Genomic DNA, 13,557 nt, shown 5'->3' on the forward strand with positions numbered 1-13,557 from the left:
TCAGGAGAGAAGCGGGAGGAGCAAGCCATGTATGACGGGGGACTGAATTTCGCGCTTGGCGACGAGATCGAGGCGCTGCGCGACAGCGTGCGCCGCTTTGCTGGCCAGCGCATCGCGCCGCTTGCCGACGAGATCGATCGCAACAATGGCTTTCCCATGCAGCTCTGGCGGGAGATGGGCAATCTCGGTCTGCTCGGCGTCACCGCCGACGAAGCCTATGGCGGCGCCGGCCTCGGCTATCTCGCGCATACGGTCGCCATGGAGGAAATCAGCCGCGCTTCGGCCTCCGTTGGCCTGAGCTACGGCGCCCACTCCAATCTCTGCGTCAACCAGATCAACCGCAACGGCAGCGAGGCGCAGAAGGCGCGCTACCTGCCGAAGCTGATTTCGGGTGAGCATGTTGGCGCGCTTGCCATGTCGGAACCCAACTCTGGCTCCGATGTCGTCTCGATGAAGCTCCATGCCGAAAAGCGCGGAGATCGCTACATCTTGAACGGCAGCAAGATGTGGATCACCAACGGCCCCGATGCCGAAGTACTGGTCGTCTACGCCAAGACCACGCCGGATGCCGGCCCGCGCGGTATCACTGCTTTCCTGGTCGAGAAGGGGTTCAAGGGTTTCTCCGTCGGCCAGAAGCTCGACAAGCTCGGCATGCGCGGTTCGAACACCTCGGAGCTGATTTTCATCGATTGCGAAGTCCCGGCGGAAAATGTGCTGGGTCAGGTCGATGGCGGCGCCCGCGTGCTGATGTCCGGCCTGGATTATGAGCGCGTCGTGCTGTCCGGCGGTCCTGTCGGCATCATGGCCGCCTGCATGGATGTCGTGCTGCCCTATCTGCACGAGCGCAAGCAGTTCGGCCAGCCGATTGGCGAGTTCCAGCTGATGCAGGGCAAGCTTGCCGACATGTATGTGACGATGAACGCCGCCCGCGCCTATGTCTATGCCGTCGCCGCCGCCTGCGATCGCGGCGAAACGACCCGCAAGGACGCCGCCGGCTGCATCCTTTATGCAGCCGAAAAGGCGACTGCCTTGGCGCTCGAATGCATCCAGGCGCTCGGCGGCAACGGCTATACCAATGACTACCCCGCCGGTCGGCTACTGCGCGACGCCAAGCTCTACGAGATCGGCGCCGGCACCTCTGAAATCCGCCGCATGCTGATCGGGCGGGAGCTGTTTGCCGAAACCATCTGATTTCGAGATTTCACCCCAACACATTGGTGATGCCGCATGACCGTCCTGAAATCAGAGACCTCCACCCATTCGGACCGGTTCAGGGACAATCGTGCCGCCATGCTGGAAGCGATCGGCGTGGCCGAGGCGGCGGCATTGCGGGCGGCGGAAGGCGGCGGCGCGCAGGCGCGCGAGCGGCATGTCGGACGTGGCAAGATGCTGCCGCGTGACCGGGTAGCGGGGTTGATCGACCCGGCGACGCCCTTCCTCGAAATTGGCGCGACGGCTGCACATGGCCTCTATGGCGATGAAGCGCCGGGCGCAGGCCTGATCACCGGCGTCGGCCGCGTTTCCGGCCGCGACTGCATGATCGTCTGCAACGACGCCACGGTCAAAGGTGGCACCTACTATCCGGTCACGGTGAAGAAGCATCTGCGGGCGCAGGAAATCGCAGCGGAAAACAATCTACCGTGCCTCTATCTGGTCGATTCCGGCGGGGCCAACCTGCCGAACCAGGATGAGGTCTTTCCGGACCGCGATCATTTCGGCCGGATCTTCTACAATCAGGCCAATATGTCGGCGGCCGGCATTCCGCAGATCGCGGTGGTCATGGGCTCCTGCACGGCGGGCGGCGCCTATGTCCCGGCCATGTCCGACGAGACCATCATCGTCGAGGGGCAGGGGACGATCTTTCTAGCAGGTCCGCCGCTGGTCAAAGCCGCGACCGGCGAAGTGGTTTCTGCCGAAGATCTCGGCGGCGGCGACGTGCATACTCGCCTTTCCGGCGTTGCCGACCATCTGGCGCGCGACGATGCCCATGCGCTGGCCCTGGCGCGGCAGGCGGTCGCCAATCTCAATCGCCACAGGCCGGTGACTGTCGAGCTGCGCACGCCGGAGCCGCCGCTCTATGATCCGGAGGAAATCCTCGGCATCGTGCCCTCCGATCCGCGCACGCCCTATGATGTCCGCGAGGTGATCGCCCGCGTCGTTGACGGCTCCCGCTTCGATGAGTTCAAGGCACGCTACGGCGCGACGCTGGTCTGCGGTTTCGCCCATGTTCACGGCATCCCCGTCGGCATCATCGCCAACAATGGCGTGCTGTTTTCGGAATCGGCCGTGAAGGGCGCGCATTTCGTCGAGCTTTGCTCGCAGCGTAAAATCCCGCTGGTCTTCCTGCAGAATATCACCGGCTTCATGGTTGGCCGAAAGTATGAGACCGAGGGCATTGCCAAGAACGGCGCCAAGCTGGTGACGGCGGTGGCGACGACCAAGGTGCCGAAGATCACCATGCTGATCGGCGGCTCCTTCGGCGCCGGCAATTACGGTATGGCCGGCCGTGCCTATTCGCCGCGCTTTCTCTGGACCTGGCCCAACAGCCGCATCTCCGTCATGGGCGGAGAGCAGGCGGCCGGTGTGCTCGCGACCGTGCGCGGCGAGGCTCTAGCACGCGCCGGCAAGCCCTGGACGAAAGAGGAAGAGGCAGCCTTCAAGCAGCCGACCTTGAAAATGTTCGAAACCCAGAGCCACCCGCTCTATGCCTCGGCGCGCCTTTGGGACGACGGCATCATCGACCCGCGCAAGAGCCGCGATGTCTTGGTGCTGTCGCTGTCGGCCGCACTCAACGCGCCGATCGAAGACACGCGCTTTGGCTTGTTCAGGATGTGAGGAGATTGAGATGAAACGCGACGCCATCAATGCCAAGAACGCACCACAGCCGCGTGGTGGCTATGCCCAGGCCGTAAAGCTCGAGAATTTCGAGAAATTGCTGTTCGTCAGCGGCCAGATTCCGATGACATCAGATGATGCGCTTCCGGAGGGGTTCAAGGCGCAAGCCCGCCAGGCCTGGCTCAATGTCGATGCCCAGTTGAAAGCCGCCGGCATGAGCAAGGCCGACATCGTCAAGGTGACGGTCTTTCTTGCCGACCGTCACCACACCATGGAGAACCGCGAGATCCGCGCCGAATATCTTGGTTCGCTGACGCCGGCCATGACGGTGGTGATCGCCGGCATTTTTGACACCGCATGGCTGCTCGAGGTCGAGGTTATCGCCGCGCAATAGGATCAACCGATGTTCTCGAAGATATTGATCGCCAATCGCGGAGAAATCGCCTGCCGGATCATCCGGACGGCAAGGCACTTGGGTGTTCGCACAGTCGCCGTCTATTCTGATGCGGATATCGATGCCCTGCATGTGACGCTCGCCGACGAGGCTATCCATATCGGTGCGGCTGCTGCCAGCGAGAGCTATCTTTCGAAGGAGCGGATCATCACGGCCGCACAGCGGTCTGGCGCGGAGGCCATCCATCCCGGCTATGGCTTTCTATCGGAAAACGCCGATTTCGCTGAAGCCGTCGAGAAGGCTGGGCTGACCTTCATCGGCCCGTCGCCCGCCTCGATCCGTGCCATGGGTCTCAAGGATGCGGCCAAGGCGCTCATGGAGAAAGCCGGCGTGCCGGTCGTCCCCGGCTATCACGGCGACAAGCAGGATGCGGCGTTCCTCACTGAGCGAGCGGCGGAGATCGGCTTTCCGGTGCTGATCAAGGCGCGGGCAGGCGGCGGCGGCAAGGGCATGCGGCGCGTTGACCGGCCGGAGGATTTTGCGGCGTTCTTGGAGGCGGCAAGGCGCGAGGCGAAATCGGCGTTTGGCGATGACGCCGTGCTGATTGAGAAATATCTGATCCAGCCGCGTCACATCGAGATCCAGGTTTTCGGCGATAGTCACGGCAATGTCGTGCATCTCTTTGAGCGCGATTGCTCCTTACAGCGCCGGCACCAGAAGGTAATCGAGGAAGCGCCGGCACCCGGCATGACGGAGGAGATGCGCAGCGCCATGGGCGAGGCGGCGGTGCGGGCAGCGCGCGCCATCGACTATCGCGGCGCCGGCACCGTCGAATTCATCGCCGATGTCTCGCAGGGCCTGTTGCCGAACCGGTTCTTCTTTATGGAAATGAACACCCGCCTGCAGGTCGAGCACCCCGTCACCGAGGCGATTGCCGGGGTCGATCTGGTCGAGTGGCAATTGCGGGTTGCCTGCGGTGAGCCCTTGCCGAAGACGCAAGCCGAACTGGCGATCGACGGATGGGCTTTCGAGGCTCGGCTGTACGCCGAGGACCCGTCGCGCGGCTTCCTGCCGGCAACCGGCACGCTGGCGCGTTTGAAATTTCCCAAGGGCGATGCCCGCATCGACGCCGGCGTGCGCCAGGGTGACAGCATCACGCCATACTACGATCCGCTGATCGCCAAGCTCATCGTTCACGCCCCAACCCGCGAAGCGGCACTCGGCAAGCTGACGTGGGCGCTGCGGGATACGCAGATGGCGGGGACGGCAAGCAATCTCGATTTCCTGATCCGCTTGAGCGAGCAGCCGGCTTTCGTCGCCGGCCGTCCGGATACGGGCCTGATCGACCGCGAGGTGGAGGCGTTGACGTCAGTGCAGCCGCCTGACGATGTCGCCCTCGTCATTGCGGCCATTGTCGAGGCGGGTGGTCTGACGCGCTCCTTGAGCGATGACCCTTGGGCGTCGCTTGGCGCCTGGCAGCTTTGGGGCGAGACAAGCCGTCCCGTCGTTTTGCATCATGGCGGTGGCCAGACGAATTGCCGTGTGATTGCGAAAGGACAGGGTCTCTTCTCGGTGCCTTTTGACGATCGCACTGTCACTATTCGTCTTGTCGACCGTAGCGACGATACGTGCCGGGTGGAGGTCGATGGCCGACAAGTGAGTGTGAGTATTTTCCGGATACCGCATGGCCTGACGCTTTTCCTCGACGGCCAAACCCATCATTTCCATCGGCTCGACCCGCTGGATGGCGAGGCGGAAATGGCCGCCGGTGGCGACCGGCTGATCGCGCCGATGCCCGGCCTCATCAAGATCGTGCGGGTACGAGAAGGCGATGCGGTGGCGAAGGGGCAGGCCCTCATCGTCATGGAGGCCATGAAGATGGAGCTGACGCTGACCGCGATGCGCGATGGCGTGGTGGAAAGCCTGAATGTCAGCGAAGGCGACCAGACCAGCGAAAGTGCCGTGCTGCTGTCGCTCCGCCCGGAGGATACGCAATGACCGACCGTGCTCCCTACCATGTCACCATCGTCGAAATGGCGCCACGAGACGGCTTGCAGAACGAAGAGCGGCAGATCAGCACGGACGACAAGGTCAAGCTGGTGGACATGCTCTCCGATTGCGGTTTCGAGCGCATCGAGGTTACCAGTTTCGTCAGTCCGAAATGGGTGCCGCAGCTTGCCGATGCCGCCGAGGTTATGGCCGGGATCAAACGCAAGCCCAATGTCAAATATGCGGTGCTGACGCCAAACAGACGAGGGTTTGAGGAAGCGCTTGCGGCGGGCGCCGACGAGGTGGCGATCTTCGCTTCGGCCTCCGAAAGCTTCTCGATGCGCAACATCAACTGCTCCATCGCCGAGAGCATCGAGCGTTTCCGGCCGGTGGCCGAGGCGTGCCGCAATCGCGGTATTCCCCTGCGCGGCTATGTCAGTTGCGTCGTCGAATGCCCCTATGAAGGCATGATGCCGCCGGCGAATGCCGCCAGCGTTGCCGGGTTGCTGGGAGGGCTCGGCTGCTACGAGATCAGCCTGGGGGATACGATCGGCCGAGGCACGCCGGAGGCGGTGAACAGGATGCTGGAAGCCGTGCTTGGCGAGCTTCCGGCGGCCATGCTGGCCGGCCATTTTCACGATACGACGGGCAGGGCGCTGGACAATATCGCCGTTGCCTTGGAACGCGGCCTGCGCGTGTTCGACGCCGCCGCCGGCGGCCTCGGCGGTTGCCCCTTCGCGCCGGGCGCCAAGGGCAATGTCGATACCGTTGCCGTCCACGACTATCTGACGACACACGGCTTCGAGACCGGCCTCAATGAGGAGAAACTTAGCCACGCCGCCGCCTTCGCCCGCAGCCTCAGGAGCGCCGCATGACATCGCAAACGATCCATGTCGCCATCGACGAACGCGGTGTCGCGCAACTGACCCTGGCGCGTCCGGAAAAGCATAATGCCTTGTCGGCCGAGATGATCGATGCGCTCACCGAGGCGGCTCATGACCTCGGCGGCGATACGCGCGTGCGCGTCGTCGTTCTTGCGGGTGAGGGGGCAAGTTTTTGCGCCGGCGGCGATCTCGGCTGGATGCGCGCCCAGTTCGACGCCACCCGCGCGGGACGTATCGTCGAAGCCCGGCGACTGGCCATGCTGTTCAAGGCTCTGAACGAACTGCCGAAGCCACTGCTCGCCCGCGTGCATGGTAATGCCTTCGGCGGCGGCATCGGCATCTTGAGCGTCTGCGACATGACGATTGCCGCCGCCACCGCCCGCTTCGGGTTGACGGAGGTGCGCCTCGGCATCATTCCCGCCACCATCAGCCCCTATGTGATCGCCCGCATCGGCGAGTCGCATGCCCGCCCACTCTTCCTCTCCGGCAAGATCATCGATGCCTGGCAGGCCCATGCCGCCGGGCTGCTCTCCCGCGTCGTTCCCGAAGATGCGCTGGACGAAGCCGTCGAAACCGAAATCCGTCACTTCCTTGTTGCTTCGCCACAGGCCGCTGCCCGCGCAAAGGCGCTGGCCCGCTCTCTCGGCATGCCGATCACCGATGAAGTGATCGACCGTGTTATCGAGCAACTGGTGGAGGCGTGGGAGAGCGAGGAGGCAAGGGAAGGGCTTGCCTCCTTCTTCGAGCGGCGGCAGCCGAAGTGGCGATAAGGGCTAGGCCCGCCTGTTTTTCTCGATTGTCAGCTGCGGAAACTCTTCGCTTCCCTTCACCATCAAATCGCCTGACGCCGGCTTGTCCCAGCGGAATCCGACGATCGCGCCTTTTTCCACTTGCTGGAACAGATTGTCCGAGATCACCGCCGAACCGACGCCCTCGACCACTGAGACGACGCAGCCGATGGGCGTTTGGCGGATAATGTTGCCAGTGGCGACGAGATTGCGGAGATAGGGACCCCAGCCGAGTTTCAGGCCCCAGAGCGGGGCGTTTTCGACGAGGTTGGAGGCAATCAGCGTATCGGCTTCGGCGGAGATACCGATGCCGAAACCGCTCTCCTGCGGATAGGGGCCGGTCAGCGACAGGTTGCGGATGATGTTGCCGGTCACACTGGCAAGCCGCCCGCCCTTGTCGAAATTGGCGATCGCAATGCCGTTCGCAGCCCCATCCACCAGATTGTTGCCGACGATAGCCCCTTCGAACTCGAACTCGCAGAAGATCGCCGTCTCGCCGGAGCGCAGGCATTGATTGCTTGTTATCTGCACGTTGGATGCCGAATTGGCTCGTACAGCGGTGAAGGCGCAATCGGTGATGCGGTTGCCGGAAACCAGAACTCCGCCGGCGCGGAAAATATTGATGCCGTTGCCGTTTTGGCCGGTGCCACCGTCATTGGCGCCGATGCGGGCGATGCGGTTGCCGGTGACGATGCTGCCATCCTCGCCCTTGTCCCAGCGGTGGATGAGGATGCCGCCATTGCCGCAATCCTCGACGATATTGTCCGTAACCGTCAATCCGGCCGACTGGACGGAATAGAGGCCGGCATCGGCCGCACCTGATATCCGGCTGCGCTCGATCCGGCCGCCGCAGCGCTCCAGTTGCAGCGCATGCTTGCGGCTGCCGGCGATCTCGCAATTGTCGATCAGCACCTCGTCGACGCCGGTAAATTGCAGCAAGCCGCCTGCATAATCCGCAAGCCAGCGGTTGCCGCCATCCAGCACGAGGCCGGAGAGTTCGATGCGCCTGGCCTTGTCGGCGCTCATCAGATGGCCGTCGCCGCCATAGACCAGCCGCGAGGCGCCGGGCACGCCGGTGATGCGGGTATTGTCCGGCAAGGTCAGGTTCGAGACGTTGTAGTTTCCGGGCGGCAGGAAGAGAGGGGTGTTATCGCGCGCGGCACTGTCGATCATCGCCTGCAGCTTGCCGCTCCTGATATCGCTGGTGCCCGGCGTTGTTTTGTAGGCAATAGCGTCGATCGGCCCGCGCATCTCGGCCCCGGCGATCTTGGCAAGCGGCGCTGCAGAGGTGCGCGGCGCAAGCAGGCCGGCCGCAGCTGAGGCGGCAATGTAGGCGATGAACGCGCGGCGCTGCATCATGATGAACTCCTGAGACAACGCTTACGGAAGCAGAAAACGTGCCATCCGTATCTGTGCCATTCTGGTACGAAAGCGACCGACAGGCTTTCCGTCTTATTCCTTCGTTTACCCCTGCGCCGCCGCGGAAATAATCAGGTGCCGCTCTGTGGACGACTCGCGAAGCGTGTTAGCCCTTCGCCATGCGGATCGCGGCCTTTCAACGTCTGGCACTATTCGACGCCGTCGATAAGGTGGGCGATGTGCTTGCGCGCGATCTGGCATGGGCGGATGCGCAAGGCATCGATCTCGCTCTTTTCCCCGAATGCTATCTTCAGGGCCACAGCTACAACGAGGCCATTGCCAGGCGGCGCGCCCTCTCTCTCGATGACGCCGCCCTGAATGCCCTGATCGGCCGCTGCGTATCGGGGAAGACGACAGCGGTCATCGGCCTTTTCGAGCTGCGAGGGGAGGCGATCTACAATAGTGCGATCGTGGCGAAGGCAGGCCGGATCATCGGGGTCTATGCCAAGGCGCATCCGCTGGAAAGCGGCTGTACGCCGGGAATGGATTTTCCGATCTGGCCGCTCGCCGATTGGCGCTTCGGCATCAATATCTGCGCCGATCTCAGATATCCCTACACGGCATCCCGGCTTGCCAGAAAGGGTGCCGACCTTATCTGCAATCCCGTCAATCTGATGCTGCGGCCGCACAAGGCGGAGATGTGGCATAAGCCGGCCATCGCCGGGCTGCAGATATGTGCCAGACATTCAGGATGCTGGGTCATATCGGCCGATGTTGTCGGCAGCAACGACGATGGCTGGCTGAGTTATGGCAGCAGCGCGATCGTCGATCCGAACGGCGTTGTCGTTGCGAGGGCGAAGCCGCATAGTGAGGATGTCCTGGTCTTCGACCTGCCCGATCAGCCCCTTGCGCGCGGATTCGGTCGAAAAGCATCGATGATCGCTACATAATCACGGAAATCGCGCTATCCTTGTCCCTATGAGACCGGAGCAACTGCTTTATCCCGCCCCTGAAGGGCTGTTCTGTCCGATCGGCGGCTTCTATGTCGATCCGGTGCAGCCGGTGGAGCGGGCGTTGATCACGCACGGACATTCCGATCATGCCCGCGCCGGCCATGCCCATGTGCTCGCCACCCGCCAGACGCTCGACATCATGCGGATACGCTATGGCAGCGGCTTCGCCGGATCGGAGCAGGCGGTTGGTTTCGGTGAGGAAGTGACGCTCAACGGCGTGAAGGTGCGGTTTCATCCGGCAGGGCATGTGCTCGGCTCCGCGCAGATCGCGGTGGAGAAGGACGGGCTGCGCATCGTCGTCTCGGGCGATTACAAGCGGCGGCCGGACCCGACTTGCGCGGCCTACGTGCCGGTTCCCTGCGATGTCTTCATCACCGAGGCGACGTTCGGCTTGCCGGTGTTCCATCATCCCGATCCGATGGCGGAGACGGAAAAGCTGCTGGCCTCGCTCCGGCAGTTTCCGGAGCGCACCCATCTGGTCGGCGCCTACGCGCTCGGTAAGGCGCAGCGCGTCATCCGACTGTTGCGCGATGCCGGCTACGACAAGCCGATCTATATTCACGGCGCGCTGGAGACCCTGTGTGCTTATTATGCCGGGCAGGGCATTGCGCTTGGCGAGCTGTTGCCGGCAACGGTGGAAAGCCGGGATCAGTCGATCTTCAAGGGTGCCATCGTCGTCGGGCCGCCATCGGCCTTTTCCGATCGTTGGGCACGGCGGTTCCATGATCCACTGCCGGCCTTTGCCTCGGGCTGGATGATGGTGCGCCAGCGTGCCAAGCAGCTCGGCGTCGAGCTGCCGCTGGTCATCTCCGATCATTGCGATTGGCCGGAGCTGACAGAGACGATCTTGGAGCTGAAGCCGGGCGAGGTCTGGGTCACCCATGGGCGCGAGGAAGCTCTCGTGCGCTGGTGCGAATTGCAGGGCATCACGGCCAAGCCGCTGCATCTGATCGGCTATGAAGACGAGGGCGACTGATGAAAGCTTTCGCTGATCTTCTCGACCGCCTGGTGCTGACGCCGAGCCGCAACGGCAAGCTGAAGCTGCTGACTGACTATTTCCGCGATACGCCCGATCCCGATCGCGGTTACGGGCTGGCCGCAATCGCCGGCACGCTGGAGGTGCGCAACGTCAAGCCGGCCATGCTGCGCGAACTCGTGCTGGAGCGCATGGACGAGGTGTTGTTCCGCTATTCCTATGATTATGTCGGTGATCTCGCCGAGACCATCTCGCTGGTCTGGGACAAGGAAAGCGATATCGTTCGCCCGCCCGGCGAGCAGCCCAGGCTCGGCGAGGTCGTGCGCCGCATGAATGCGCTTGGCCGCACCGAGGTGCGCGGTTTCGTTCGCGACCTCCTCGACCGGCTGGATACGTCCGGCCGCTTCGCCTTCCTGAAGCTTGCGACCGGCGCATTGCGCATCGGCGTGTCGGCGCGGCTTGCCAAGCAGGCGCTGGCGGAGCTGAGCGGCAAGGACGTAACCGAGATCGAAACGCTGTGGCATGGGCTGCAGCCGCCCTATGAAAGCCTATTCCATTGGCTGGAGGGCAAAGGAGAGCGGCCGGTGCTGGCGACGCCGGCGATCTTTCATTCCGTCATGCTGGCCAATCCCGTCGAACCGGGCGATCTCGACGGGCTCGACCCGAAGGATTTCGCCGCCGAATGGAAATGGGACGGCATCCGCGTCCAGCTTTCGCGGGCGGGCGCGACAGCCAAGCTCTATTCCCGCTCCGGCGACGATATCTCCGGCGCTTTCCCCGATATTGTCGATGCGATCAGCTTCGAGGGCGTCGTCGACGGCGAATTGCTGATCGGCGGCACAGTGCGTTCCAACAGCCCGACACGCACATTTTCCGACCTGCAGCAGCGGCTGAACCGCAAGTCGGTGACGGCAAAGATGCTGGAGGACTATCCGGCCTTCATCCGCGCCTATGACCTGCTGTTTGACGGCGAGGAGGATGTGCGCGCTCGCGGCTTTCTCGACCGACGTGAACGGCTGACGGAGATCGTCGAGGCTGCACCCCATGATCGCTTCGATCTGTCGCCGCTGGTCGATTTTACCTCGTGGGAGGAGCTCGATCAGCTGCGGTCGTCTCCTCCGGATCCCGTCATCGAAGGCGTCATGATCAAGCGCCGCGACAGCGCCTATCTCGCCGGCCGCGCCAAGGGGCCTTGGTTCAAATGGAAGCGCAATCCCTACAATGTCGATGCGGTGCTGATGTATGCCCAGCGCGGCCACGGCAAGCGCTCCAGCTATTATTCCGATTTCACCTTCGGCGTCTGGTCGATGACCCCGGAGGGCGAACAATTGGTGCCGGTCGGCAAGGCCTATTTCGGCTTCACGGATGCCGAGCTCGAAGTGCTCGACAAGTTCGTGCGCAACAATACGATCGATCGTTTCGGCCCGGTGCGGGCGGTGCGGGCCGATCGCGATTTCGGCTTCGTCCTCGAAGTTGCCTTCGAAGGGATCAACCGTTCGATGCGGCATAAATCCGGCGTCGCCATGCGATTTCCGCGCATTTCCCGCCTCCGGCCGGAGAAGCCGCCCTATGAAGCGGATCGGCTCGAAACTTTGGTGGCGCTAATTGACGCCAAGGCTCCCGCGGTTGATGAATGAGGACAGGTTGATTCCTCACTACAAAGTGAATTGGCCTCGCCTTTCAACCGGTGCAGATATCGATTTGCCGGGCATATTTGGACAGAGCATATGACATCGTCTGAAGAAAAAGCATTTCGCCCCAACCGCCGCATCGTTCTTGCCGGTTTCGCCGCAACCCTCCTGGCCCCCAACATCGCTAGAGCAACCGACACGAAGGTCCTTGAGACCAAGGCGGCGGATGCCAAGACTGCAGACCCCAAGGCTCCGGTCGCCAAGACGGCCGACGCCCCGGCCGATCCGCCGTTGCTGGCGGGCGACTATGCCAAGGAACGCCACAAGTTTCGCACCGACCTTCTAAGCAAGGGTCCGGCACCCGACAAATATGAACCACTGACCGCTCCTCTCGGCGCAGACCAGATTTTTTATCGCAGCGGGCTTGGCGGCGAGCTTGAGCTGGTTGCCTGGGTGTCGCGCTACGAGCGCACGCCGAAGCCGCGACCGGCGGTGCTGTTCCTGCATGGCGGCAATGCCATCGGTCAGGGCCATTGGCTGCTGGCGAAAGCCTATATCGACGCCGGCTATGTCCTGATGATCCCGTCGATGCGCGGCGAAAACGGCCAGAAGGGCAATTTCTCCGGCTTCTATGATGAGGTGGCGGACGTGCTGGCCGCCTCCGATCGCCTGCGCCATCTTCCCGGCGTCGACCCGCATCGCCTGTTCCTTGCCGGTCATAGCGTCGGCGGCACGCTGGCGATGCTCACGGCCATGTCGACCAAGCGTTTCCGGGCCACGGCTCCGATTTCGGGCAATCCGGATGCCTTCGCCTTCTTCCACCGCTATCCCGAGGATATCCGCTTCAACGCCAAGAATCCGCGCGAATTCCAGATGCGTTCGCCACTTTGCTACGCGCATAGTTTCAAATGCCCGGTGAAGGTGATGCACGGCACGGAGGAAAGCCATTTCGATGGCCGTGCCGCGCTGCTTGCCAAGCGCGCTATCGCCGGCGGCGTCAAGATCGAGGTTGCGACCGTTCAGGGCAACCACACCTCGGCCCTGCCGGCGGAAATCGAGCAGAGCATCCAGTTTTTTAAGAGCGTGGCGGCGTAGAGCCGCCTTGCTTTTTCTCGTCTGCGCAATAGGTTCGTGAGACGGCTAGCGCATGTCGTGCAAAATTGTGCAATGATATGCGAAAACAATGACTTGAAGCATGAGAGGCGTATCTGAGAGGTTCGGAGCGCTTTGGGTGACGGCAAAGCATGGGAGGGCGTGTGGGTTCGGTCGATAAGAGCTTCAACCTGACGGGCATCTGGAACGGGATTTATAATTATCCAGCGAAGTATGAGATTCCCGAAAGCCATTTTCTCGCAACGCTGATCGAATTCGGCAGTTCGTTCTCCGGCTCGATTCACGAAATCATGCAGCGCCGCGGCCACCGGGGCGTCAAGGCTCACGCCTCGGTCGAGGGCAGGCGAACCGAGGACCTTGTGACCTTCGTCAAGTTCTACGACGGCGACGACTTGTCACACAATGTCCACTATGAAGGACATCTAAGCCTGGATGGCTGTGAAATAGAAGGACATTGGCACATTCCGCATGAGGATCCGGCACGCGTCTTCGCCGGCCGCTTTCTGATGATCCGTCGCCGTGCCGTCAAGACGCAGCAAACCCTGCATGAACGGTTCGAACACGCTGCACCGTAG

12 protein-coding genes are annotated in these 13,557 nt (G+C 62.6%); 11 read left to right on the forward strand and 1 reads right to left on the reverse strand.

What is annotated here, in order from left to right; genetic code table 11:
• The first annotated feature begins 27 nt into the window (after positions 1-27).
• From RRH01S_RS04170 to RRH01S_RS04195, 6 genes are read left to right on the forward strand one after another with little or no spacing between them, the layout of a single operon-like run.
• Positions 28-1,191, forward strand: coding sequence for an isovaleryl-CoA dehydrogenase (locus RRH01S_RS04170; RefSeq protein ID WP_007699351.1), 1,164 nt, complete (start codon positions 28-30; stop codon positions 1,189-1,191).
• A gap of 36 nt (positions 1,192-1,227) precedes the next feature.
• Complete coding sequence (locus RRH01S_RS04175; protein WP_042470096.1) at positions 1,228-2,835, forward strand: carboxyl transferase domain-containing protein; 1,608 nt, start codon at positions 1,228-1,230, stop codon at positions 2,833-2,835.
• Between the two features lie 10 nt (positions 2,836-2,845).
• Entirely contained in the window at positions 2,846-3,229 is a 384-nt protein-coding gene (locus RRH01S_RS04180) for a RidA family protein (protein ID WP_007699356.1), read from the forward strand.
• Positions 3,230-3,238: 9 nt separating this feature from the next.
• Positions 3,239-5,227: an acetyl-CoA carboxylase biotin carboxylase subunit gene (locus RRH01S_RS04185; RefSeq protein WP_042470098.1), complete on the forward strand. Its 1,989-nt coding sequence runs from the start codon at positions 3,239-3,241 to the stop codon at positions 5,225-5,227.
• Positions 5,224-6,093, forward strand: coding sequence for a hydroxymethylglutaryl-CoA lyase (locus RRH01S_RS04190; RefSeq protein WP_012651106.1), 870 nt, complete (start codon positions 5,224-5,226; stop codon positions 6,091-6,093). The genes RRH01S_RS04185 and RRH01S_RS04190 overlap by 4 nt, the downstream gene beginning before the upstream one ends.
• Positions 6,090-6,872, forward strand: coding sequence for a crotonase/enoyl-CoA hydratase family protein (locus tag RRH01S_RS04195; protein ID WP_012651107.1), 783 nt, complete (start codon positions 6,090-6,092; stop codon positions 6,870-6,872). Before RRH01S_RS04190 ends, RRH01S_RS04195 begins: the two co-directional genes overlap by 4 nt.
• Positions 6,873-6,875: 3 nt before the next feature.
• On the opposite strand, the gene RRH01S_RS04200 is transcribed toward RRH01S_RS04195, so the two are convergent.
• Positions 6,876-8,249, reverse strand: a complete 1,374-nt coding sequence (locus tag RRH01S_RS04200; protein ID WP_012651108.1) for a TIGR03808 family TAT-translocated repetitive protein — start codon at positions 8,247-8,249, stop codon at positions 6,876-6,878.
• Positions 8,250-8,428: 179 nt separating this feature from the next.
• On the opposite strand from RRH01S_RS04200, the gene RRH01S_RS04205 reads away from it, so the two are divergent.
• The 5 genes from RRH01S_RS04205 (at position 8,429) to RRH01S_RS04225 (ending at position 13,557) form a co-directional block, all read left to right on the forward strand.
• Complete coding sequence (locus tag RRH01S_RS04205; protein ID WP_034519211.1) at positions 8,429-9,199, forward strand: carbon-nitrogen hydrolase family protein; 771 nt, start codon at positions 8,429-8,431, stop codon at positions 9,197-9,199.
• Between the two features lie 28 nt (positions 9,200-9,227).
• Positions 9,228-10,238: a ligase-associated DNA damage response exonuclease gene (locus RRH01S_RS04210; RefSeq protein ID WP_012651110.1), complete on the forward strand. Its 1,011-nt coding sequence runs from the start codon at positions 9,228-9,230 to the stop codon at positions 10,236-10,238.
• Positions 10,238-11,875 carry a cisplatin damage response ATP-dependent DNA ligase gene (locus tag RRH01S_RS04215; protein ID WP_012651111.1) on the forward strand — a complete coding sequence of 546 codons (1,638 nt, stop codon included), beginning with the start codon at positions 10,238-10,240 and terminating at the stop codon, positions 11,873-11,875. The genes RRH01S_RS04210 and RRH01S_RS04215 overlap by 1 nt, the downstream gene beginning before the upstream one ends.
• A 90-nt stretch (positions 11,876-11,965) precedes the next feature.
• On the forward strand, positions 11,966-12,964 hold the full coding sequence (locus RRH01S_RS04220; RefSeq protein WP_034519208.1) for an alpha/beta hydrolase family protein: 999 nt from the start codon (positions 11,966-11,968) through the stop codon (positions 12,962-12,964).
• 161 nt (positions 12,965-13,125) lie between these two features.
• On the forward strand, positions 13,126-13,557 hold the full coding sequence (locus RRH01S_RS04225) for a hypothetical protein (RefSeq protein ID WP_034519205.1): 432 nt from the start codon (positions 13,126-13,128) through the stop codon (positions 13,555-13,557).

The sequence above is a fragment of the Rhizobium rhizogenes NBRC 13257 genome (genome assembly GCF_000696095.1).
Classification (GTDB): Bacteria; Pseudomonadota; Alphaproteobacteria; order Rhizobiales; family Rhizobiaceae; genus Rhizobium; species Rhizobium rhizogenes.

Coding starts and splice junctions, on each gene's coding strand:
- RRH01S_RS04180 (WP_007699356.1), top strand. CDS start 2,846: ATGAAACGCGACGCCATCAATGCCAAGAACGCACCACAGCCGCGTGGT.
- RRH01S_RS04190 (WP_012651106.1), top strand. CDS start 5,224: ATGACCGACCGTGCTCCCTACCATGTCACCATCGTCGAAATGGCGCCA.
- RRH01S_RS04185 (WP_042470098.1), top strand. CDS start 3,239: ATGTTCTCGAAGATATTGATCGCCAATCGCGGAGAAATCGCCTGCCGG.
- RRH01S_RS04210 (WP_012651110.1), top strand. CDS start 9,228: ATGAGACCGGAGCAACTGCTTTATCCCGCCCCTGAAGGGCTGTTCTGT.
- RRH01S_RS04195 (WP_012651107.1), top strand. CDS start 6,090: ATGACATCGCAAACGATCCATGTCGCCATCGACGAACGCGGTGTCGCG.
- RRH01S_RS04175 (WP_042470096.1), top strand. CDS start 1,228: ATGACCGTCCTGAAATCAGAGACCTCCACCCATTCGGACCGGTTCAGG.
- RRH01S_RS04170 (WP_007699351.1), top strand. CDS start 28: ATGTATGACGGGGGACTGAATTTCGCGCTTGGCGACGAGATCGAGGCG.
- RRH01S_RS04215 (WP_012651111.1), top strand. CDS start 10,238: ATGAAAGCTTTCGCTGATCTTCTCGACCGCCTGGTGCTGACGCCGAGC.
- RRH01S_RS04205 (WP_034519211.1), top strand. CDS start 8,429: ATGCGGATCGCGGCCTTTCAACGTCTGGCACTATTCGACGCCGTCGAT.
- RRH01S_RS04200 (WP_012651108.1), bottom strand. CDS start 8,249: ATGATGCAGCGCCGCGCGTTCATCGCCTACATTGCCGCCTCAGCTGCG.
- RRH01S_RS04220 (WP_034519208.1), top strand. CDS start 11,966: ATGACATCGTCTGAAGAAAAAGCATTTCGCCCCAACCGCCGCATCGTT.